This window comes from Dyella acidiphila (assembly GCF_014863405.1).
Taxonomy (GTDB): domain Bacteria; phylum Pseudomonadota; class Gammaproteobacteria; order Xanthomonadales; family Rhodanobacteraceae; genus Dyella_B; species Dyella_B acidiphila.
Genome location: NZ_JACZZA010000008.1, coordinates 93571 through 115772 on the forward strand (window position 1 = coordinate 93571; position 22202 = coordinate 115772).

The window sequence follows — 22202 nt, forward strand, 5'->3', positions numbered from 1 at the left end:
TTCAGAGCGATTGCGCCAGGTTGAGGTGTGACGCCTAATCGCTCACGCGGCGGGCAAACTGGCCGTCGTCGGTCGCGTCCATCGGGTACTGCAATGTGGCGAGGATGCGAAAGCCTAAAGAGATGACCATGGCTGGGTATCGTGCAGGCGGCGCGCTATGCTGTCTGTAGAACAAAGACGCTACACGCGCCATTGTCCGGCACATTGCAAAATGACATCCTCCTTCGAATCCTGGACCTTTCATGGAATTGCCGGCCACCGGCCAGACTACGCCCCTGATCCACGTGGCCATCGTGGAGGACGACCTGTGTTTCCGGCTGGCCTTGACGGAGGCGATAGCGAGCGCGGGGGACATCCGCGTTGCCGGCACTGCCGGCACGCGCGCTGAGGGGCTGCAGCTGCTGCAGGGTGCACCGGCCGATGTGCTTCTGGTGGATCTGGGCTTGCCCGATGGTTCCGGCATCGATGTCATCAAGGCCGCCGTGCAGCAATGGAGTAGCTGCAGTGTCATGGTCAGTACCAACTTCGGCGACGAAACCCACGTCATCCGTTCGATCGAGGTCGGCGCATCGGGTTATCTGCTGAAGGACAGTTCGCCGGCAAAAATCGTCAATGAAATTCGCAATCTCGCCAGCGGCGGCAGCCCGATCAGTCCTATCATTGCGCGACAAGTGCTTGCGCGATTTCGGCAGATCGGGGGAGGTGGCGCAAGTCCCCCGGTTGCGCCGGAGGAAACAACGCAACTTCTATCGGCGCGCGAGAAAGAAGTGCTGGAGCTCATCACCAAAGGTTTTACGGCCAATGAAATCGCCAAGCTGATGTCGTTGTCGCCTTTCACCGTGCGAAGCTTTGTGCGGCGTATCTATAGCAAATTGAACGTAACATCGAAGGCGGAAGCGATATATGAAGCCAGGAATCAGGGGATTCTGGACGGCTAATTCGGTTCGTACGTCAACATTGCGGAGTGCGGTAATCGACAGGGCGCCTCGCCGCTTTTTGAAAAATCTTCCCGCTTTGGCAGCACTGGTTTTCTCGGTGACCTTGCTGGTTGCCCTGGGCGCGTTCCTCTCGCTGGCGGGAAGCGGCATCCAGCGGTCTGGCGAATGCCTGCATCTGACGAAGGCCAGTTGGCAGGAGGTGGAAACACCGGGCTACAGTGCGCCTCCTGCTTCGTTGGACAGCCATAGCTTGCCGCAGGCCTGGCACGCGACGGCGTTGCCGCTGACCATGCATCCACTTGCCACAGCGCCGGCCGGGCCGGCAAACCTAATTACCTGGGTCAGGCTGGGCGTGGATGGACCGCAGGCGATAACGGCATCATGGGCGCTATACGGCATACGCCTCAAAACCGACGGCCCTATCGCTATCTATATCAACGGCAAGTTGATGTATCGGGCGCAACAGCGTGGCCAGCAATGGAATAGCTTGTTTACGCCGTTGTGGGTGGGGTTGGAGCCGGGTGTGAGTGACACGCCCGTGCGGGAAATTGTGATTCGACTGGAGCATAGCCCCGCCTACCCAGTGGCCGTGTCCTCGCTGTGGCTGGGGCCGGCCGATGCATTGCGCGGGCGTTATCAGGTGAGGCAGTGGTTGCAGGAGGGACTGCCGGCGATGTTGAACGCTGCGTTTCTGGCGGTCGGTGTCTTTGCCTTGTTCGTGTGGTTGAAGCGCTGTCACGAACCGGGCTATCTATTGTTCTTCAACTTATCCGCTATCGCCTTTGCCGCACACCTGCACTACTACGTGGATTTGCCGATTGCGCACGACTGGTTCGGCTGGCTTGTGCTCAATTCCTTATGCTGGCTGCTTACCGCGGTGCATTTCCTCCTGCGGCTGCTGCACGGGCGGCCATTGCGCTGGCTAAGTCGCGGCATGATTGCAGCACCCCTGCTGATTGGCGTGGCAAGCCTGCCGCTGCCGTGGGCCTTGCCCAACTCCCCGCCGATGCTGGCGGCGTTCTACGCGGTGGAACTGCTGATGGCGATGACCGTCGGCTTCGTGGGGGGCATCTGTACCTGGCGCTCGTCGCGGGAAGGGCGATTGGTGGTCGTCGCGATCGCCATTAGTGTCCTGCTCGGCATGTCGGACTGGGCGCTGCACAACAACGTCATAGGTCCGGAGGGTTGGTTTCTCGGCGCCTATACCAATGGCGTTACCTTCACCCTCTTAGGCTTGCTGATGTATCGGCGCTACGTGAATGCCATCGACGAAGTGGAGCAGGTCAATGCCGGTTTGGCGCAGCGACTGCGCTTGCGTGAAGTCGAGCTGGAAGAAAGCCATCAACGGCTGCGCGAGATCGAACAGCGCCAGTTGCTGAGCGACGAACGCCAGCGCTTGATGCAGGACATGCACGACGGACTCGGCTCCACCCTGATCAGCGCCATCCGCTCGGTGGAACAGGGGCGCATGCGCGATATCGAGGTATCGCAGCTGCTCAAAGACTGCATGGACGATCTGAAGTTGGCGATCGACTCGATGGAGCCGGTCGAGGCCGATCTCTTGTTGTTGCTGGCCACCTTGCGCTTCCGATTGGAACCACGCATGGAAAGTGCCAATGTTGCGCTGATGTGGAATGTGCAAGAGCTGCCTGCACTGAGCTGGTTGGATCCTTCGAGTGCCTTGAACATTTTGCGCATTGTCCAGGAATGCATCGCCAACGTCCTGCGCCATACGCGCGCCACGGTCATTCGAGTGGCTACCTCCGCAGCAGCTGATGGCGTGCAAGTGATCATTGAAGATAACGGCCAAGGCTTCGATGTGGCAGCCACGCTCTGGCGAGCAGGCGGGCGCGGTTTGCACAATCAGCAGCGCCGCGCGCAGGCCGTTGATGGGCGGGTTGCGTGGGTATCGGGAGAAACCGGTACGCGATTTACGCTGTGGCTACCTCTGCAACGTGGAAATTTAGCGGTGATGTGAAATTTTCGTCGCTTCGTTGCGTCTTTAGGGGATTGCTGGCTGAAACGTAACAATCCGGCTGTTTGTCGCGATTTTGTGGCGCTGATTTAGCTTAAACGCTGGGCTTATCCACGGATGGGTGAGTCGTCAGGAAGTGATGGCCGTTCCAAAAAAGCACCAGAGATCAAGCTGGTAGAAAAAAAGCCCCCGTGCGTTAGGGGCCTTTTTTCGGAACTTGCTTGTTCACGTTTGAAAACGAGTGATGGCTTGGTTTTCGTAGCACCTTGCCTATCGAAGACGCCGGCTGATGGCTTCCGCAATCATGATGGTCGTGACATTCGTGGGCGCCGAGACGATACGGCCAAGGTGAAGCGCGGTAGGAATCGGCAAATCCGCACCACTTAGTAGTCAGCACCGTTCTGAACGGAATAATCTTCGGCTTGGAAATGGAGGAAGGCCGATTGCCAGATCAGGGGGCAGGGTGCACTTTCCCTTCGTCCATTTATCTGGGTTTCTTAAGTCTTAGACCTATGTCTCCGTTTTCTATGCCAGGACCTTGTCACTGGCAGTCGCCAAACACCGTTATGGTCTTTGCGGGGTAGTCGAGCAGCACCTTGAGTTGCATGTCCGCGAACAGCTTGTTTCCAATATTCGCGATGCGCGTGGCTGTTGAGCCTTCTTCGTTATGAAGGCTTACTGTCTGTCCAGCCGGAAGCGTGAATGGCCCCAGCCCCACCGCCGCACCGAACACATAGGACTTCGATTTGGATTCACCTCTCGCTCCAATGTGAGTGAGCGTGCCCTTCTCCGTTAGAGCGGAGCTTATGCTCTTCAATGCAAGCGCGCTTTTGAAGAATGCAATGCCGCCATTCGATCCAGTGTCGAAGCTGACGGGCGCAGTGATGGCTCCAAATCGAAAATTGGATATAACCGGAAAGCTATCTACGGTCTCAAGACGCGTATCCCAACGCTTATGGCACGTATTCGTCATCGCCCGGGTTTCGCTTTGATGCTCGAAAATCCCGAGTTGGTGCGCCGGATAATCAATCAAGACCAACTTGTCCGATAGAAAGCTGTATCCGAGTATTCCGTCGATCTTCCTGCCATAGCCGGCGGAGATCTTGGTCGTGTCGGAGGGCACCTTCCGTGGCAAAACGCTTGGCGGTGGCCAGGCCGATACCGCTGGTGGCGCCGGTTACAACGGCAATTTTTCCTTCGAGCTTGCGAGCCATGGTTTGTCTCCGAGTGGGTGGATTGCTGCGACGGGACAAATTTAGGGCGGGGTGCTATTTTTCGAAATAGAAATGAATGAAAACCATCGTTGCAGGAATGTCGATGTCAAAACTGCCGGATTTCGAAGGGCTGGCGATGTTCGCCAAGGTCGCCGAGGAAGGCTCGTTTGCCGGGGCGGCGGGCAGCATGGGCGTGTCGGTCGCCACGGTGTCGCGGGCGGTAACGCGGCTGGAAGAGCGGCTGGGCGGCCGGCTGTTCAACCGCACCTCGCGCCGATTGGCGCTTACCGACTACGGCCGTTCGCTGGCCGAGCGCGCGGCAAAAATCTATGCCGATGCCGAAGACGCAGAGGACTTTGCGCGCGAGACCTCAAGCCGCCCGCGCGGCCTGGTCAAGCTGGCCGCGCCGCTCGCTTTCGGGGTGCGCTGGGTGGCGCCGCTGTTGCCGGAATTTTTCCGCCAATACCCGGATATTTCGATCGACCTGCATCTGGCTGACGCGCAGGTGGATCTGATCGGCGAAGGTTTCGATGCCGCGTTGCGCATGGCGATCATGGAAGACTCGTCGCTGGTCGCGCGGCTGATCGCGCCAGTGCGCCGCTACGTGGTGGCATCGCCCAGTTATTTGTCGCGCTATGGCCGTCCGCAGCATCCGCACGATCTGGGGGCGCATCAGTGCCTTACCTACCTCAACCGCAGCCGGCGCGATGTATGGCGTTTTACGCATAAATCCGGGGAGGAATGCACGGTAACGCCTACCGGCGTATTGCGAACCACCACGCTGGAGGGGCTGCTGCCTTCCGTGCTGGCCGGGCTGGCCATTGCCGAGTTGCCGGAGTTTGCGGCGGTTCCCTATTTTGCCGATCGGCAACTGGAGCCGTTGTTGACGGACTGGCGCATGCCCGAGGGCGGCCTGTATTTCGTGACGCCCACGGCGCGTGCGCGGCCGGCGAAGGTGAGTGCTGTGGCTGATTTTTTCATTGCGAAATTGACGGCGACGGAGTGGCGGGCGCCGTCGGGTGCATGACGCTGGTGGCGCAGTTCCATAACCGTCACTCCGGCCTGTGCCGGAATGACGATGAGATACTGTTGACGTAACGCGCAAATCTGCAGCCTGGCGCTCTCCGGAAAAGCAACGGCGCCAGCCAGGGTATTAATCAAAACCTAATCACCCAGGCGCATGCTTGCAGTCGCACATCCTGTCCCGAGGGGCCATGCCGGTGAATCTGCTGCTAGTGGAAGACGACCTGATGCTGGCCGAAGCCATCTGCGATGGCGTACGGCAGCACGCTTGGGCGATCGACCACGCCAGCAACGCCATGGCGGCGAAAACGGCCCTGGTCGAACATGCCTATGCCGCGGTGCTGCTGGATATCGGCCTGCCGGGCGAATCCGGTCTCACCGTGCTGCGCTTTCTGCGCGAACGCTACGACACGGTGCCGGTGATCATGCTGACGGCACGCGGCCAGTTGAGCGATCGCATCCGTGGCCTGGATGCGGGCGCCGACGATTACCTGGTCAAGCCGTTCCAGCTGGGTGAATTGCTGGCGCGGCTGCGCGCGGTGACGCGGCGCAGTGAAGGGCAGGTGGTGCCCACGCTCAGCCATGGCGAGGTGGTGCTGGATCCGGTGAAGCGGCGCGTGACCAAGGGTGGCGAGCACGTAGCCTTGAGTGCGCATGAGTACCAGGTGCTGCTCACCATGCTCAAGCGCAAGGGGCATGTGATTACGCGCGACGATCTGGAGCGCGCCATCTATGGCGACCGTGCGGCGGTGGGCAGCAATACCGTTTCGGTCTTCGTGCATCAATTGCGGCGGAAGCTGGGCGACGAGGTGATCACCACCGTACATGGCCATGGCTACACCATCGGTGACGCGCCATGAAATCCCTGCAGTGGCGCATGCTGGCGGCCTTGGGCCTGGTGATCGCGCTGGCCTGGGGCATTTCCATCGCCATGTTCGCTTCCTATGTCACGGCGGGCCCTTCGAACGCGTGGCGCTCGGGGCTGTATTCGCTGGGCAATCGCCTGATCAGTGCGTTGCCGGACAAGTGGAACGTTGCGCAAACCGCGCCTGCCGGCAGCGCAGAGCACCCGCTGGCGCATGCGTCGGCTGCGTCAAAAACCATCAGCGAACCGGCCAGCATGCTCACCGCGATGTTCCTCAACACGATCGAGCTGGCCATTGTCGGCGTGCTGATGTGGTGGGCGGTGGTGACGTCGCTGCGCCCGTTGCGGGCGATGTCGGAAGAGATCGCGCGGCGCAAGGCGTTCGATTCGGAACCCTTGTCGGCGGAGAAAGTGCCGGACGAATTGCGTCCGCTGATCCTGGCCTTCAATGCACTGCTGGCGCGGGTGGATAACGCCATGCGCGCAGAGCGCCAATTTATCGCCGATGCAGCGCACGAACTGCGCACGCCGCTGGCGGCCTTGCAGATGCAGGGCGAAGTGGCGTTGCGCGCAGCGACGCCGGAGCGCAAGAACGAGGCGCTGCGGAAGTTGCTGGATGTGTCGCAGCGCACTCATCGCCTGGCCGATCAATTGCTGGATCTGGCCCGGCTCGATGCGGGCCTGCATGCCACCGGGCTGGATGACGTCGATCTGATGGCTCTGTGCCGCCATGTGCTCGATGAGTTTGCGGTGCAGGCGGCCGCGCAGGATACCCGGCTGCAGTTGTCCGGCGCGGCGTGCCTGGTGCGCTGCGATGTGGACGAGATGGGCATTCTGATCCGCAACCTGGTCGACAACGCGCTGCGGCACGGCCGTCCATCCGGCGTGGTCGAAGTTCGCTGCGGCGATACGGATCGCGAGGGTCGCCGCCACCCCATGCTGGAAGTAGCCGATGACGGTCCGGGTGTGCCGGAGGCGGAGCGCGAGGCGATTTTTACGCGCTTCTATCGCGCGTCGGCGGCGGCCACGCAAGGCAGCGGCATCGGTCTTTCGCTGGTAGCGAGCATTGCCCGGTTGCACGATGCGACCATCGAAACCGGCCCGGGCGAGCTGGGGCAGGGCTTGCGCATTCGCATCCTGTTTCCGGCGCGATGAGGTTGGCCGCGCACATGGGCCAACCCTAATCAATTCCTAAAAACCGTTCCCTAGCATCTTCATCAAGGAGCCGCCCCCATGCGCTCCCTGCGCGCCACGGCGCGCTTCCCCACCAAGACTAGGAACGCATCATGCAGGTCACCTCCAGGGCTTCGTGCCTTTTGCTGCTCGGCGCGGCCAGCGCGCTGGCCGGTTGTGCCTCGCCGCAGCCAAAGCCGTATCAGGATATTCAGTCATCGAGCTATCTGAGCCCGAATGAGCAGAGCCGGCGCGGCCACGAGCCTTACGCCTACACCGCCGACGTCGACTGGAAGCGCTACCGCAGCTTCGTGATGGATCCGGTGACGATCTACCGCGGCGCCGACAATCAATTCAACCCGAAGATTACCGAGCAGGACAAGCAAGAACTGGCCAGCTACATGCAGCAGCAGTTCGAGAGCAAGCTGCGCCAGCGCTTCGAGCAGGCGCCGGTACCGGTCGACGGCACGCTGCGCATCCGCGTAACGCTTACCGGCGCCAAGGGCACCACCAAGTTCCTCTCCACCTGGACGCGCATGGATCTGGGCGGCGCGCCGATCAACACCGTGCAGGCCATCCGCGGTCGCGAAGGGCTGATGACGGGTTCGGTGAGCTATGCGGTGGAAATCTACGATGCGTCGAGCCAGAAGCTGCTGAAGGCGTACGTAGACAAGCAGTATCCCAATGCCATGAACATCGGCGCCACCTTCGGCAAGCTCGGTGCTTCCAAGCGCGGTATCGACAAGGGCGCGGACAGCCTGCTCGCGAGCCTGCAGTAAACCTTACCCATCATTACAAGAACAACAATGAAAAAGATTCTTCTTCTTGGTATTGCCTGTGCGCTGGTGCTGGGCGGCTGCGTTACGGTGGAGCGGCGCGATCATTACGATCATGATCATTACGATGATTGCTTGCGCGATCATGGGCCGCGTTATTGCGAACGTTGGCGGTAACGACGCCGCCGAATCGCGTAGGTTGGGTTAGCGCAGCGTAACCCAACAGATCTCCACCAAAGGAACGGGCATTGTTGGGTTACGCTGCGCTAACCCAACCTACCTCGACCTTTCCAGGTCTGCGCTTTGTTGTGCGGCCAAAACGCGGCACGTTGGCGATTGGCAACGTGCCGCAAAAGACGCGTCCGTAGCTGACGCGTCCATGACTTCGGTCATACGCGTACGCGCGGCTCAGTCACTCAGCGCTTGATGTCTGCTTGCATACGTACTCAGCAGGTGCATAGCGGTGCATAGGCCGTAGCACTGGGCTGCGTCGAGTGGCAGCGGGCCTGCGAGGGGATGGTCGCTCGAACCGGGTGGCATGCGATAGTCGCGGTTGGCGATCAATACGCTTTCAATGGCCTGCACGGCCAGCGCGTACGGATCCTCCGGCGGCGGCTCGGGACGCCGCACACCGCGGCGCGGCTGTTGCCATGGGAGCGCCTCGGCAGGCGGTGAGGTGACGTCGAAAATTCGACCACGATGGTCGAGGGGGCACGTAGGTGCCGTATGATCCGGGCAGGCCATGATCAACTCCTTTGAAGTTGGTTGTGGTTTAGCGGGTCGTGGGAGCGTCTACTCCCACGGCCCGCGCAGCCTTGCATCGCTGCAAGCATCGTCGGCGGTACCTCTGCGGGTGAATACACCGACGACGCCACACCATAACAAGGCACCGCCTGGGACGTATGTAGGACATTGGCTGACAAAGCTGTGCGTAACACCTACACAGCGCGGCCCGAATCCACCGTTGCTTGAGGCGCGTCTTGGAACGGTGGTGCACCGCCGAGTGAGTGTCCCGGCGTGGCGGGTTGCGGCTATCTCCGCCAGGCAGCATTCGGTGCCGCGTTTACTCGCTACTTTGGCGTGGCGCCCAGCCGATATCGCGGGTGAAGCCGATGCAACGTGCTTGCACCGGCTTGCCGCGTTGCGCTGTGACAGCGTTCCTGCAACTACGCCGCCGGTAGCTGATCGGCGCCGATCACCTTCAGCAACTGATCGATCTGATACGCCGACTGCGGCGCAATCACCCCGATATCGCCCGAGCGCGGTGCCACCGTGATGACGTGATCGTTGTTGCCGACGGCGTAGGCATTGTCCTGCACGCCATCGACGCCGCCGAGATTGGCCACATCGCTGAAACGGCCCGTCTGACTCATCGCCTGATTGAAGTTCTGGTCGCTGGCTGCGTTGGTGGCGGCGAAGTTGCTGATATTGCCCTTGCTGTAATCCAGCTCGGCGTTGAGGTTCTGCACCAGCGAATCGAGCTGGTTGGGTGTCTGGCCGTTGATGGTGTGGGCGCCGCTGAGGGCGTTGGCATCGGGTGTGGCGGCCAGCTGGTTGACCCAGTTGACGAAGGCGTTGCGCTGGTCGGCGTTCTGCAGGTTGTAGCCCTTGTCCTGCGCGTACTTGGTCAGCAGCATCAGCGGGCTGCTGCCCGGCGTGCTGAGCGAAGGATTGTTGCTGGTCTGCGCCAGCAGATCCCATTGCGCATTCTGGCTGAGGCCGCCGTAGCCCAGATCCTTGAGGAAGCTCTGCTGGGTGGTGATGCTGGGCGGATGCGCGCCGCCGCTGAAAAACAGCTGGCCTACCGAGATCAGGCTGGAACCCCACATCAGCGCACCGGCAATCGGATCGAGGAAGCTGGCGGCGCTGTCGGTGATGATGCCGCGTGCGCCCAGTGCCATCAGCGCGCTCTCGACCGTGTCGGATTTCAGGCCGCTGGCGGCGAGGTTCATGCCCACGCTCACCGTGCCGACGGTATTGCCGCCGCTGAGGTCGCTGCCGAGGCTTTGCAGATTGGTGATCAGGCCGACGCTGTTGAGCAGCTTGCCGGTGAGCTGGCCCATGGCATTGCTGCCGTCGCCGAAGGCGGCAATCGATTTGAGGAACGGGTTGCTGGGGCTGGCGTTGTTGAAGACGGTGCCGGCCACGCTCTTGGACAGGCCCAGCGCATCGCAGCAGGCGCTGAACACATTGCCGGCGCTGGGGCTGTTATAGGCGGTGATGCTGTCCTTGAGCAGGCCGAAGGTGCTGAGCGTCAAGGCCAGGCTCTTGGTCATCGGCTGGGCGTTGCTGGCGAATTGCTTGAGGTTGCCGGTAACGGTGGCTTCCATGTCTTCGCCGGCGGCGCCGGGCTGGAACAGCTGCGAGAGCTTGGTGATGTTCTCTTCGTTGATGCCGGTAAGGCTGGCCATGGTCGGGTGCTGCTGTACGAAACTCTCCAGGCTGTTGCGCACCGCCTGGCTGAATTGCGGCGTGCCCGGCGTAAGACCGGACAAGCTGGCCAGCAACTGGGGCTGGTACTGCGTCTGCATATACGTCTGCGCGATGGCGCCGGCCAGGCTGGAGCCGCCGGTGACGCCACCGCCCAGCGTTTTCGCGGTGCCGAGGAATTGCAGCAGCGCATTCGCCTGCGAACCATCCGTGCCCAGCACGGCGGTGGGATTTCTTTGCAGCGCGAAGCCCAGCGCCTGCTGCACGGAACTGTTGCCGGCCAGGCTCTTCAAGGTGGAGTCCACCTGCGAGCTCTTCAGTCCGGGCGGCAGGTTTTCCAGCTGAGTGATGTCGTTGGCCAGAAACTGCCCGGAGTTCTGCAGCGTAATCTGATCCTGCTTGTACGCGCTTTGCCAGGCAGGCCCCTGCTGGTTGATGTAGTTCTGCACCGCGGTATTGAGTTGCTGCTGCGAGGCGTTGGCGCCGAAGTTGGAGACCAGCCAGTTGAGGTCGGCGGTTTTGCTTTGGTAGTCGCTCAAGGCCTGTGTGACGCTGGTGGTATAGCTGCCGCTGGAGGTGGCGACATTGTTCACGGCCGAGCAAACGTCGTTGATGATGCCTTGCGCGTCTTTGCTGTCGCCGCCGGCCTGCACTTGCTGGGCGATGGCGATGGCCAGTGCGGGCGATGCCTGCGTATTGATATCGGTGGGCGGCGCACCGAGTTCGGCGGTCAGATTCAGATATTGCGAATACGCACTGGGCGGCACGTTGGCTGCTTGTAGCGCGCCGACGATCTGCTGCGCAGTCTGCTGGGTGAATTGAGTGGCTGCGGGCGTGTTGCTGCCGAGCGAATCGGCGATGCGCGACATCGATTGGAAATTGCGGCCCAGCCAGGTTTGCAGTTGTTGCTGGCCGGCGGCACCGGCTTGCGCGCCGGGGGGCAGGGTGCTGGTCAATACATTGGAAATCAGCTGCTGCGTCTGCGGCAGTTTGACGATATCCGCGGCAATGCTCGGCGGCAGGCCGTTATAGAGGCCCGGGCGCCCATTCACCATGTCAGCCAGATCGGAGAGATTCTGCTGTGCCTGGTTTTCCCAGTTGGCCACGGCGCCGGTGCCGCTGCCTTGCGGCGGCAGGTTGGCGCTGCTGCTGACGGTGGCGTCGACAAACTGGTTCAACAGCGGCTGGTAGCGCGGATCGTTGCGCACGGCGGCGACTACATCCGGCGGCTGACCGGCCAGGGCGTTGGCGAACTGGTTTTCGCGCGTGCCCAGATTGCTGTTGTCGGCCGAAGGCGCGGATACCTGGCTGAAGATCTGGTCCACGCTGGTCGCCTGGGGCGCATTCAACGTGCTGGCGGCCTGGTTCAGTCCGGTTTGTGCCGAACCGTTGTTGGCAAATGATGCGAGAGCGCCATAGTGCTGCACCAGGCTGTTGATCTCGTTCGCGTCGGGCGCGGCACCGGCGCGCTGGTTGGCGGCGGCCTGGAATTCCAGCGCCTGGTTGAGCTTGGTCTGCGCCTGGTCGAGATTCAATTGCAGCCCCGGATCGCCCGGATTGTTGCCCGAATGCGCGGCTATGTATTCGCTGTTGCGCGTGCTGGTGGCAACTTGCTCGTAGTTGTTGAGCGCCTGCACCACGGGATCGCTGGCTGCCGTATCGCTGTCATCCGACGGCGCTGGCAATTGCAGCTCCTGGCCAGGGCGGATCACCACGGCATGCGGGTGATCCAGATCCAGCTGATTGAGCTGGGCCAGCGCCTGCACCGTGGTGTGATTGGCCTGGGCGATGCTTTCCAGCGAATCGCCGGCTTTCACCTGATAGGTGGCGGGCTTGGGTGCGGGTTGCTGCGGCGGGGTGTAGCTGCCGCCTCCAATGGCGTAGATGGTCATGGCGGAACTCCTCGGTGTACTGGCCATGCCTGGCCAGCGGCGCACGTAGCAATCGAGTGGGGTGACGGCGATGGGGATCGCCCGTGTTCGACACAGCATGAGCATCGGCCGCGCGCGTGCGTGCAGCAATTAGGGTTTTCCCTGGGGCCGTGGCGAAATGTTGCGATCGCAAGAACATCGCTTGCGGGCATGGGGAAAACCCTAGCCTAGGGTTCGGCCTAGTTGGCCTGCGGCAGGCGGCTTTTGATACTTCGCCAAGGTCTGGCAGCTCTGGACCGCCTTACTACCGATCTTCATCAGTGCTGGATGTGTCGCAGGCAGGGAGGCCAGGCGCGGATCCGACGCAGCACGATCGGTCGATTTGCGACTCCCCATCCTTGCAGAGGGCAAAACCATGACTGTCTCCCCCATCTACGCTTCATCCGTCAATACGCTTGCCAGCGCCGGCATGACTCGTGCGGAAGCCACCGAAGTGGTGCGCAACGCGCTGAGCAATTTCCAGCAAGACGCATCCGAGCCGCTGATCAATATGCTGATGAACAGCAGTAGCAGCGGCGGTTCGGGCGGCTGGCTGGAAGCGCTGGCCAAGGCGCTCGGCGACAAGTTGAACCAGGCGGCCAACACGCTCAAGACCAATGCCGGCAACGTCAACTCGGACGATCCGGGCCAGACCACCCAGCTGAGTGCGGAAGCGGAAGAATTCAGCCAGATGATGGATGCCTTCAACAACATCATCAAGACGCTGGGCCAGTCGCTCGATACGATGGTGCAGAAGCAGTAATCACGCCATGTGAATCCAGGGGCCGGGATACTGCGCGTATCCCGGCTTTCTTTTTATGTGCTGATGGACTCGCATCCCATGTTTACTTTGCGCGGTTGGGTATTCCTGTTGGCCGCCGGCCTGTTGTTGCCGCTGCATGCGCAGGCGGCAGGCCTGGGCAGCAGCGATATGGAAGGTGTGTGCCTGGTGAAGGCTTTCAGGATCGGCGTAGGCGGCATGCGCCTGCCGACCTGGCGCCCGTATCTGTTGTTGAAGGACGGCAGCGCTTATGAGAATCCCAAGCTGGCGCCGGAGCTGATCGACCCGGTGCAATCGCGCGAGAGCGAAGCGCGCCGCTGGGGCAGCTGGACAGCACAGGGCGGCGACAAGGCGCTGAGCATGCCGGGCCGCAATCCGATGGTGAGCGCGCAATGCCTGCCGCCGGCGGCCGCGGGTATGAGCCTGCAGGGTAGCTACAAGCATGTGGGTGGCGGCGGTACGGCGATTGCCGGCGGGCATGCCTCGTTTATGCGCAGCAATACGTATCAGTTTTCGCCGGATGGCAGCTTCAGCTACAGCGGCAGCGGCGGGCTGATCTCGCCGGGCGCTTCGACCACCGCCAACAGCGCGCGCAGCGGTCATTACCAGGTTCACGACTACGCAATCGACCTGCGCTACGACGACGGCAGTCAGGCACAGCTGTTCTTTTACGCCGATGGCGGCAAGCTGCTGCATATCGGCGACGAGGATTACGTGCCGGCGGCGGAATGAGCTTTCCTAGGGAAATTCCCAGCTAGGCGCGGCGCCTGCTTGCAGGCGTAATGCACGGCAAGGAGAACGGGACTGTCATGGCGCCTGATCCATTCCAGAGCGAGCCGTCGTTGGGGTCTGCCGAGAGCTTTCGCAGCGCTGCGGATGGCCGCGTGCGTCGTGCGGTGCCAGGGCTGGTGGTGGCGCAGTCGCGACGGATGCGGCTGTTGCCGCTCGACTACGACGATATTCCCCAACTCAGCGGGCTGTTCGCGCAGACCAGCGCGTATCCCTTGCTGATGGACAGCCCCACGCGTTTTATCGACGTGGCCGCGATCGTGGCCTGTGTGCATCGCCTGTATGCCGGTGCGCGCGGGCTCGGTGCGTGGCGTGCGGAGGCGCTGGACGGCACGTTTGTCGGCTTGCTGTCGCTGCTGCCGGTGCAGGGTAGCGACGATCTGGAAATTCATGTGCGGCTGAAGCCGGAGGCGTGGGGGCGCTGGTATGCGATCGAAGGCACGCATCTGCTGTGTCGGCAGGCGTTCGACGTAGTGGGCGTGCCGCGCTTGCTGGGCTATTGCCATCCGGAACATCGGCGCGTGCGGCGGATTGCCTTGCGCCTTGGGTTTCGCGATCTGGGGCTGTGCGAGCATCGGCGGCAGCTGGCGCAGTGCTATGCGCTGGATGTGGCGACGTGGCGGGAGCGTAGTGCCGCAGTGGCGCACTAGCGTTCGCACATAGGTCGCACTTAGCAACACGTAGGTTGGGTTAGCGCAGCGTAACCCAACGAATTCGCTACGAAGCGGCATCGTTGGGTTACGCTGCGCTAACCCAACCTACGGTCTACGGTCGAGAGTGGGTTAGTAACGCAACGATCTTTCTTCGTAACGACATCGTTGGGTTACCCCCGGATCAAGTCCGGGGTAACCCAACCTACGGTCGTGGGGTGGGTTAGAGTTGGTGGACGACCCAGCCTGGCGGCATTGGCGTAACGGCCGCAGTGCCGCGAATGGCTGCCTGTACAACGTCATCCGGCGTGCTGCCGGCCTGCCGCCAGCGTTGCGCGAGGCGGCCGAGAATATCGCGCGTTTCGCGCGTATAAGTGCCTTCCAGTTCGCTGCCGACTTCCGCCTCAAGCTTGCCGGCATAGTGCGCACGCAGCTGCGGATTGAGTTCGAACAGCGCCAGCAGTTTGCGCATGGCGTCGGCGTAGAGGGCCTTGTCGAGCATCGGCCGCTGCGTTTGCTGGCAGTACCACACGGTGAGGTATTCGATCGGGCCAAGCAGGCGGCGGCGTTGCACGGAGCCGTAGGAACTGCCCCATGCGCTCAGTTGTCCGGCCGGCAGATCCATGCGTTGTGCCGCTGCGGCGAGCAGGTCGGCCACGCATTGCTTGGCGGCGGCGTCTTCGCTCTCGGCGACGATCAGCAGCATCTTCAGGAATACCGGATACGCCTCATCGCCCAACTGGCGCACGATGCGCTTGGCCAGCGCCAGGCGCAGTTCGGTCGAGGGCTCTTGTTGCAGGGCATGCACCAACCGCCGCGTGGTTTCCAGCAGCGGTTCGGCTAAGGATTGCAGCTGGGCGGACATGCCTGCTGCATCAGCCTAGCGGCGCGAGGATGTGATGAGCGAGTTGATCAAGCTGAACCGTGGAGGGCGCGTTGAGTGCGGCGGGCGTGCCCAGCACGCGCTCGGCAGCACCGGTGTTGCCCCACACATCCAGCTCCAGCAATTGATTGCCGGTGGCCGCATGCAGCTGGGCCGATACGCTCCGGCCTGCTGCCTGGACCGCGCCCGCCTCGGCTCCCGCAGGAGGCAGCAGGCGCGATGGAAGCTCGCTAAGGTTCATGGCGCTTAGATTGGATTCGATGCGTGTCACCAGTGTAGGTCTCCTGCGCGGCCGCGGTAGCTGGGGGATTCCCTAGGTGGCGGCTGCCGGTGGCGCGTCGCACACTTCTATGCGTTGGTTCGCCGGGAAACGCAAAAAGCTTGCGTTGCGTTGACCCGAAGCTGAATAACGCACGGCGGGTGACAGATGGCGGGGCAGAACAAGGACAGCGGCGATCGCACCGAAAAACCGACTGCCAAGCGGCTGCGCGATGCGCGCAAGGACGGTGACGTCCACAAAAGCCGCGAGCTGACCAGCACCGCCTTGGTGCTGGCGTGGCTGCTGATGGTGATGATGGGCATGCCGCTGATCCGCGCGCGGCTGGATGGCTTGTTCGACACCATCATGCAAGGCATGCAGCAGCCCTTCGACCAGGCTTTGCACAATATCGGCTGGGCCGCCGGCATCACGTTTCTATGGCTTACCGTGCCGCTGCTGCTGGGCGCGATGGCGTTCGGCGTGCTGGTGGAATTTCTGCAGGTGGGGCCGGTGTTCGCGCCCAAGAAGATCAAGCCCGATCTCAGCCGCATGAATCCGGCCGAAGGCATCAAGCGGCTGTTCTCGCAGGAGAACCTGGTTGAGCTGGTCAAGGCGGTGGTGAAAAGCAGTTTGTTGATCGGCTTGTTCGCGTGGGTGCTGTTTGCGCTGATCGGCCAGTTGGTGGATTTGCCTTACGCGCCGCCGGCAGCGATGGGCGAAGCTTTGTGGATTGCGGTGAAGCGCCTGGCGACCGGCGTGATTTTCGTGTTTTTCTTTGTCTCGGCGCTGGATGTGTTTTACCAGCGCTACGCCTTCAACAAGAAAATGAAAATGAGCCGGCGCGAGATCAAGCAGGAGCTGAAGGAGAACGAAGGCGATCCGATGATCAAGTCGCGCCGCCGCCAACTGCATCAGGAGTGGTCGCAGCAGAACACCCTGGCCGGCGTGCGCAAGGCCAGCGTGGTGGTGACCAATCCCACCCATCTGGCGATTGCGATTCGCTACCAGCAGGGCGAGGACGATCTGCCGGTGATCGTGGCCAAGGGCGAGGATCACGAAGCGGCGCTGATCCGCCAGGCGGCGGAAGAGGCGGGCGTGCCGATCATGCGCAATGTGACGCTGGCGCGCGGCCTGTACGAAAAGGTGGAAGTGGACGAGTACCTGCCGGGCGACTTCTTCGAGGCAGTGGCGGAGTTGCTGCGCTGGGCCGAATCGATCCGCGAATCGCGCGACGGTAAATAAGTATTTACAGAATGCGCTTGAGCTCGCTCAGCAGATCGCGATTTTCATACAGCTTGCGCATCACCATCTCGATCATCGCGCCCAGCGCCAGCAGCAGCACCCAGCTGGACAGCCACGATTTGATCGGCATCGCCAGGGCGAACACATTCAATTGCTGCGCATAGCGATTGACCAGGCCCAGCGCGATATCCACCAGCGACATCACCACCAGCGCCGGCGCCGAAAACACCAGCACGGCGGTCATCAGGTAATTGAATTGCCCGACGAAGAATTCCATGCCGCCGGGTTTGAGCGGCGGCAGCATGCTGGCGACCGGCCAGATCACGTAGCTGGACATCAGCAGATCCAGAAACACCATGAAGGCGCCGCTGACCATAAATAGCCAGGTCGCCACCTGCATGAGGAAGACGCTGGTGATGGTGCTTTGCTCGCCGGCGACCGGATCCATTTCCATCGCCATCGATGCGCCGGCCTTGGTGTCCATTACGCTGCCGGCCGCGCCCAGCGCCCAGAACACCGTGCCGAAGCAGAAGCCGATCAGCAGCCCGACGAAAATCTCCTTGCCCAGCACCAGGGTCCAACTGGCGCCGGCCATGATGGTGGTGCTGGGACTGGCTGCCGCGGCCAGCGGATAGACCAGGATCGCCAGGCTGACATAGAAGCTGTTGCGCACCAGCGCCGGCACGGTGTCCGAGGTCATCAGCGGCAGCACCAGGAAGGCGGCGACGATGCGCGGCAAGGTCAGCGCCACGCCATTGAGCTGGTTGCCGAGATATTCGATCGACAACGGGGCCATCGGCGCCGGCATCAACTGAGCATGCCCGGAAAATCGCTGAACAAGCGATCGGCGAATTTGAACAAGGTGCCGCCGAGCATCGCCGCGGTGCCGAGCAAGGCAATCACTACCACCATGAATTTCACCGCATACGGAAAGGTCTGCTCCTGGATCTGCGTGGCGGCCTGCAGAAACGCCACGATCAGGCCGGCGATCGCGGCAGCCAGGATCGGCGGCGCGGACAAGGCCAGCACCAGCCACAGGGCTTCGCGCGCAAGCTGGATTTCCTGGTCGTACATGCGCTGCTCCTATTGGTAGGTGAGCACCAGGCCGTGCACCAGCTTGGCCCAGCCGCTGAGCAGGATGAACAGCAACAGCTTGAACGGCAGCGACACCATGGTGGGCGACAACATCATCATGCCCATTGCCAGCAGGATATTGGCCACCACCAGGTCGATCACCAGAAACGGCAGGAACAGCAGAAAGCCGATCTGGAAGGCCTGGGTGAGTTCGCTCACGGTGAAGGCCGGCATGATCACGATGTAGTCGTTCGGCGTGAGATCCGCCTGCCGGTCCGGCGGCAGCAGCCGCTTGGCGCTTTGCAGGAAGAAATCGCGCTCGGTGGCATGGCTGTGCTTGATCAGGAATTGCCGCAGCGGTTCCTTGCCGGCCTGCACCACCGCGCTGAGCTTGTCCATGGTCATGGGCCCCGGCGCCTGTGTACTCATTTGCGTCTGCACGCTGGAGTAGGTGTCCATGATCACCGGGTTCATCACGTACACCGACAAGATGATCGCCAATCCGTTGAGCACCACGTTCGGCGGCACCTGCTGCAAGCCCAGCGCATTGCGCAGCAAGCTCAGCACCACCACGATCTTGGTGAAGGACGTGACCATCACCGCCACGAACGGCGCCATCGCCAGTGCGACGACAACGGTGATGATCAGGGCAGGCGAGAAGCTACTGAAATCCACGGATCGCGTCCTTAGTGTGGGGCGTCATCGCCGATGCGTACGCCCAGCCACGAGCCCAGCGCCACCAGCACGCCGCTGCCGATGCATGCGCCGCCGAGCAGAATCTCGACCGGGTTGCCGAGCAGGGTGGTGTCGTAGCTCAGCATGCTGCCCGGCTTGAGCGCTTCCACTTGGTGCGGGCTCAGTGTGAGCCGGGCCAGGCGACAGTGCGGACGCTGTGCATCCACGCTGCTGGCCAGCAGCGGCCTGGCGGCGATCATCCATTGCCCGTGCCGGCGCTGCACGGTCCAGCCGGCGGGCAGACCGAACATGCAGCGTGCGGTGTGCGGATCCGGCTGCAACAGCGCTTCGCCTTCGGCGCCGTCGCCGAGCAGCAGCACGTCGCCGGTATGCAAGGCCGCGACTGCTGCCGGTGTGAGCGGACGTCCCTGCAGCAGCAATTCCAGGCCCAGTTCGGTGGCATCGCCGAGCAGGGAGAGCGTGGAGGGATCGCGCTTCCATGCTGTGCAGGCGGCCAGCAGGCAGGTTTCGGCCACGCCCAGTCCGAGCCAGCCTTGCAGCGACTGGCCGGCGTCGTCCTGCCAGTCAAGCTTCAGCCACAGGCAGGCGAGATCCGCGCCAGCGGCGAAAAAACGGGTGGCGACATAGCCGCCGCCGAACACACGGCCCAGCGCATCCAACAGCGGCTCGTGCGCCAGCGACCAGGCGAGCAGGCGCGCTTCGCCTACGTAGTCCTGCCATTGCGCATCGCCGAGTGGCGCGTTGAGCTGCTCGCGTTCCAGCGCGATCAGCAGGCGGCCCTGCGCGCTGTCCAACTGTACGCAGGCGAGCGTAGCGGCATGGCGCTGGCCGACGCCTGCGCGCAGGCTCAGTGCGCCGCACTCGTTTTGCAGCAGCAGATTGCCGCGCGTGAGCAAGGCGCGGGCGGCTTCGCTGAGCGCGTCCGCGGTGTCGCCGCTGGCTGGGGTGTGATCCATGATGATGGCCGTTTCGCGCAGCATCTAGTTCTGGCCCAGTACCACGCGGGTCAGCTCCACCACGTTGTGGGCGCCCAGCTTGGCCATCAGGTTGGAGCGATGCAGCTCCACGGTTTTCGGGCTGATGCTGAGTTCGTCGGCAATGACCTTGTTGAGCTTGCCGCTCATGATGCCGTCCAGCACCTGCCGCTCGCGGCGGGTCAGGCTGGCCAGCGCGGTGGACGCGGTTTGCGGGGCGTGATGGGCCAGTGCGGTCTGGATCGCGTCGATCAGCAGCGGCGCATCGAACGGCTTCTCGATGAAATTGGCCGCGCCGTGGCGCATCGCATCCACCGCCAGCGGGACATCGCCGTGGCCGGTGACGAAGATCAGCGGTATCGACAGCCCGCGATGTACCAGCTCGGTCTGCAATTCCAGGCCGCTCATGCCGGGCATGCGGATATCGCTGACGATGCAGCAGCGCGCCGGCGGCGCCTCGCGCGCCAGTTCTTTCAACAGCGCGAGCGCGTTGGGAAAATCGCGTACCTGGAAATTGGCCTGCTCCAGGATCCAGATGCAGGATTGGCGGAACTCCTGGTGGTCGTCGACCAGATAGACGCGGCTGTCGAGCGTGGCCGTCATCAAGCCAGTCCTCGCGGCACGGTGAATATCAGTGCCGCGCCCGGGGCGTTATCGGGATTGGGTTCGGCGAACAGGCGGCCTTCGTGGTATTCGACGATGGAGCGGCAGATGGCCAGGCCGATGCCCAGGCCGTCGGGCTTGGTGGTGTACATCGGCGTAAACAACTGCTGCATGCCGTTGGCATCGATGCCGCAGCCCTGGTCGCTGACGCGGATCTCCACCATGCCGTCGTAATCCAGCCGCGCCGCGATATGGATGCGCCGGCGCGCCGGTGGCGTTTCGTGCATGGCTTCCATCGCGTTTTTGATCAGGTTGAGCAGCACCTGCTCGATCATCACGCGGTCGGCAAAGATCGGCGGCAACTGCTCGGCCACGTCGCTGACGATGCTCACCTGGTATTGCTCGGTCTCCAGCCGCAGCAGCTCGATCACGTCCTGGATCAGCTGGCGTGCATCGAGATTGCGCCGGTGCGGTTCGCGGCTGCGCACGAATTCACGGATGCTGCCGATGATCTGCGCGGCGCGTTCGGTCTGGCGCTTGGCCAGGTGGATGCCCTGGCGCAGGCGACTGTCCTGCGCTTCGCCGTCGACGATCTGCTCGCAGCCGGCCAGATAATTGATCGCGGCCGACAGCGGCTGGTTCAACTCATGCGCCAGCGTGGTGGCCATTTCGCCCACGCTCATGGTGCGCGAGGTGGATAACAGCTGTTCGTGCTGCGCTCGGTGACGGCGCAGCACTTCGATGCATTCGCTGATATTGATCAGGAACAGCGCATCGGCGCGATCGCCGAGCGGCAGCTCGCTGTGTTCCATGCGATACCAACGGCGCGTATCCGGTGCGTAGTAGATCGGCGAGCCGCCCTGGCCGCCGGTGGCCTCGAACATACGTTCGAACGCCTGGCGCGATGCAACCGCGCCGTGCTGTGGAAATTCCGCGCGGAATGCGGCATTGCACGTCAGCATGCTATCAGGCTCGCGCTGGAACACGATGCACGGCCACGGCAACGCTTCGATCAGCGCATGGCCCTGTGCTTGCGCCGCGGATGCAATGCCGACGGGGTTTTGTTTGCGGTCGATTCGCGCCACAGGCATGGTCACCTATCCTTGAACAAGCTGGCGGCCGAATCCGGCTTGCGCCGGAATGACAGCAGCTATCTGACATACGCAAGACCCGCCATAACCCCACGCCGTGCGCCCGATTGGCGCACGAACAATAACAATGGCGGATCAGCAGAAGCCTAAGCCATCTAACTTGGTTTGTTTAAGTACCAATTAGCTTTGATTGGGCGGTACCAGTGAAGCGGAGGGAATAACGCTTCGGCTGGATTGGCGAACAGCTCGCGGTGCTATGTTTCGTGCCGACGAATCATCAAGCTGTCTTCATCAGGATGCGGATAATGCCCATGAAAAAAATACTATGCAATGTGCTTGTCAGCCTAGCTTGGCCAGGCGCTGCATTCGCTGCCGACACAACAGAACGCAGTAGTTTGCTAATAGGACTGCTGGTGCCGCTGCTTGCGGTATCGGCATGTCTGCTGGCGATGTTGTGGTGGTTAAAGCGCGGAAAAACCCTTGGCGGAAGCGGTCCGGTGAAGCTGGTGCAGGCCGTTGCAGTCGGTGCGCGCGAGCGCGTTGTGGTGCTCGATGCGCAGGGCCGGCGGCTATTGATCGGCGTAACGTCCAACAAAATCGAGCTGCTGGCTGAATTGCATGCAATCGATACATCGCCACCAGGCGGATGAATTTTTCGTGATGGACGCGACGAAAATCACGTTGAGCGTGCGAGGAGGCGCGCAATTTTAAAAGTTACTGTCGATACTTTTTTATATTCATTTTGCTGAATGTCGAACCTAGGGTCTCCCCTAGGTTTCGGTTTTTATAAACGCTGGTAGGTTCGCTTTTACCGATTGCCGACAGGGGGCATCGGCCATGCGTATCGCAATATGGA

The 22202-nt window shown here is 62.1% G+C and carries 23 protein-coding genes; 12 read left to right on the top strand and 11 right to left on the bottom strand.

The annotated features are described in order from the left end of the window. Positions 1–242 precede the first annotated feature (242 nt). Both IGX34_RS13520 and IGX34_RS13525 read left to right on the top strand, forming a co-directional pair. Entirely contained in the window at positions 243–938 is a 696-nt protein-coding gene (locus IGX34_RS13520; RefSeq protein WP_192556255.1) for a response regulator transcription factor, read from the top strand. Continuing rightward, the gene (locus IGX34_RS13525; protein WP_225737456.1) at positions 904–2916 is read left to right on the top strand and encodes a sensor histidine kinase; all 2013 of its coding nucleotides are present in this window, start codon (positions 904–906) and stop codon (positions 2914–2916) included. Before IGX34_RS13520 ends, IGX34_RS13525 begins: the two co-directional genes overlap by 35 nt. Before the next feature lie 538 nt (positions 2917–3454). Here IGX34_RS13525 and IGX34_RS13530 read toward each other — a convergent pair. Further along, complete coding sequence (locus tag IGX34_RS13530; RefSeq protein WP_192556256.1) at positions 3455–3946, bottom strand: hypothetical protein; 492 nt, start codon at positions 3944–3946, stop codon at positions 3455–3457. Further along, positions 3939–4127: an SDR family NAD(P)-dependent oxidoreductase gene (locus IGX34_RS22505; RefSeq protein WP_425598790.1), complete on the bottom strand. Its 189-nt coding sequence runs from the start codon at positions 4125–4127 to the stop codon at positions 3939–3941. The genes IGX34_RS13530 and IGX34_RS22505 overlap by 8 nt, the downstream gene beginning before the upstream one ends. A 103-nt stretch (positions 4128–4230) precedes the next feature. On the opposite strand from IGX34_RS22505, the gene IGX34_RS13540 reads away from it, so the two are divergent. The 5 genes from IGX34_RS13540 to IGX34_RS13560 all read left to right on the top strand — a co-directional run bounded on the left by IGX34_RS13540 (position 4231) and on the right by IGX34_RS13560 (position 8141). Further along, positions 4231–5154 (top strand): LysR family transcriptional regulator, encoded by a 924-nt coding sequence (locus tag IGX34_RS13540; protein WP_192556257.1) that lies wholly within the window; start codon positions 4231–4233, stop codon positions 5152–5154. Positions 5155–5347: 193 nt separating this feature from the next. Beyond that, complete coding sequence (locus tag IGX34_RS13545) at positions 5348–6010, top strand: response regulator (RefSeq protein WP_192556258.1); 663 nt, start codon at positions 5348–5350, stop codon at positions 6008–6010. After that, positions 6007–7170: a sensor histidine kinase gene (locus IGX34_RS13550; RefSeq protein WP_192556259.1), complete on the top strand. Its 1164-nt coding sequence runs from the start codon at positions 6007–6009 to the stop codon at positions 7168–7170. Before IGX34_RS13545 ends, IGX34_RS13550 begins: the two co-directional genes overlap by 4 nt. A 131-nt stretch (positions 7171–7301) precedes the next feature. Further along, the gene (locus IGX34_RS13555) at positions 7302–7967 is read left to right on the top strand and encodes a DUF3313 domain-containing protein (protein WP_192556260.1); all 666 of its coding nucleotides are present in this window, start codon (positions 7302–7304) and stop codon (positions 7965–7967) included. A 27-nt stretch (positions 7968–7994) separates the two neighbouring features. Next, entirely contained in the window at positions 7995–8141 is a 147-nt protein-coding gene (locus IGX34_RS13560) for a hypothetical protein (RefSeq protein WP_192556261.1), read from the top strand. A gap of 989 nt (positions 8142–9130) precedes the next feature. Here IGX34_RS13560 and IGX34_RS13565 read toward each other — a convergent pair. Continuing rightward, positions 9131–12286, bottom strand: a complete 3156-nt coding sequence (locus IGX34_RS13565; protein WP_192556262.1) for a LysM peptidoglycan-binding domain-containing protein — start codon at positions 12284–12286, stop codon at positions 9131–9133. A 394-nt stretch (positions 12287–12680) separates the two neighbouring features. On the opposite strand from IGX34_RS13565, the gene IGX34_RS13570 reads away from it, so the two are divergent. From IGX34_RS13570 to IGX34_RS13580, 3 genes are all read left to right on the top strand, one after another. After that, positions 12681–13067, top strand: a complete 387-nt coding sequence (locus IGX34_RS13570; protein ID WP_192556263.1) for a hypothetical protein — start codon at positions 12681–12683, stop codon at positions 13065–13067. A 78-nt stretch (positions 13068–13145) separates the two neighbouring features. Next, positions 13146–13817 (top strand): hypothetical protein, encoded by a 672-nt coding sequence (locus IGX34_RS13575; RefSeq protein WP_192556264.1) that lies wholly within the window; start codon positions 13146–13148, stop codon positions 13815–13817. Positions 13818–13894: 77 nt separating this feature from the next. Then, a complete protein-coding gene (locus tag IGX34_RS13580; protein ID WP_192556265.1) occupies positions 13895–14524 on the top strand; it encodes a GNAT family N-acetyltransferase in 630 nt (209 codons plus the stop codon). A gap of 223 nt (positions 14525–14747) precedes the next feature. Here IGX34_RS13580 and IGX34_RS13585 read toward each other — a convergent pair whose 3' ends face one another. Both IGX34_RS13585 and IGX34_RS13590 read right to left on the bottom strand, forming a co-directional pair. Beyond that, the gene (locus IGX34_RS13585; RefSeq protein ID WP_192556266.1) at positions 14748–15389 is read right to left on the bottom strand and encodes a hypothetical protein; all 642 of its coding nucleotides are present in this window, start codon (positions 15387–15389) and stop codon (positions 14748–14750) included. A 10-nt stretch (positions 15390–15399) separates the two neighbouring features. Further along, positions 15400–15678, bottom strand: coding sequence for a hypothetical protein (locus tag IGX34_RS13590; protein ID WP_192556267.1), 279 nt, complete (start codon positions 15676–15678; stop codon positions 15400–15402). 156 nt (positions 15679–15834) lie between these two features. On the opposite strand from IGX34_RS13590, the gene sctU reads away from it, so the two are divergent. After that, positions 15835–16908: a type III secretion system export apparatus subunit SctU gene (sctU, locus tag IGX34_RS13595; RefSeq protein WP_192556268.1), complete on the top strand. Its 1074-nt coding sequence runs from the start codon at positions 15835–15837 to the stop codon at positions 16906–16908. A gap of 4 nt (positions 16909–16912) precedes the next feature. Here sctU and sctT read toward each other — a convergent pair whose 3' ends face one another. The 6 genes from sctT to IGX34_RS13625 are packed head-to-tail and all read right to left on the bottom strand — an operon-like array spanning position 16913 to position 21346. Then, positions 16913–17716 (bottom strand): type III secretion system export apparatus subunit SctT, encoded by an 804-nt coding sequence (gene sctT / locus IGX34_RS13600; protein ID WP_192556269.1) that lies wholly within the window; start codon positions 17714–17716, stop codon positions 16913–16915. Next, positions 17716–17982 carry a type III secretion system export apparatus subunit SctS gene (gene sctS / locus IGX34_RS13605; RefSeq protein ID WP_192556270.1) on the bottom strand — a complete coding sequence of 89 codons (267 nt, stop codon included), beginning with the start codon at positions 17980–17982 and terminating at the stop codon, positions 17716–17718. The genes sctT and sctS overlap by 1 nt, the downstream gene beginning before the upstream one ends. A gap of 9 nt (positions 17983–17991) precedes the next feature. Next, positions 17992–18657: a type III secretion system export apparatus subunit SctR gene (sctR, locus tag IGX34_RS13610; RefSeq protein ID WP_192556271.1), complete on the bottom strand. Its 666-nt coding sequence runs from the start codon at positions 18655–18657 to the stop codon at positions 17992–17994. Positions 18658–18668: 11 nt separating this feature from the next. Beyond that, on the bottom strand, positions 18669–19634 hold the full coding sequence (locus IGX34_RS13615) for a FliM/FliN family flagellar motor switch protein (RefSeq protein ID WP_192556272.1): 966 nt from the start codon (positions 19632–19634) through the stop codon (positions 18669–18671). Between the two features lie 24 nt (positions 19635–19658). Further along, the gene (locus IGX34_RS13620; protein ID WP_192556273.1) at positions 19659–20255 is read right to left on the bottom strand and encodes a response regulator transcription factor; all 597 of its coding nucleotides are present in this window, start codon (positions 20253–20255) and stop codon (positions 19659–19661) included. After that, positions 20255–21346 carry a sensor histidine kinase gene (locus IGX34_RS13625; RefSeq protein ID WP_192556274.1) on the bottom strand — a complete coding sequence of 364 codons (1092 nt, stop codon included), beginning with the start codon at positions 21344–21346 and terminating at the stop codon, positions 20255–20257. The genes IGX34_RS13620 and IGX34_RS13625 overlap by 1 nt, the downstream gene beginning before the upstream one ends. A 311-nt stretch (positions 21347–21657) precedes the next feature. Between IGX34_RS13625 and IGX34_RS13630 the strand changes: the two genes are divergently transcribed. Beyond that, entirely contained in the window at positions 21658–21996 is a 339-nt protein-coding gene (locus IGX34_RS13630) for a FliO/MopB family protein (protein ID WP_192556275.1), read from the top strand. Positions 21997–22202: the final 206 nt, after the last annotated feature.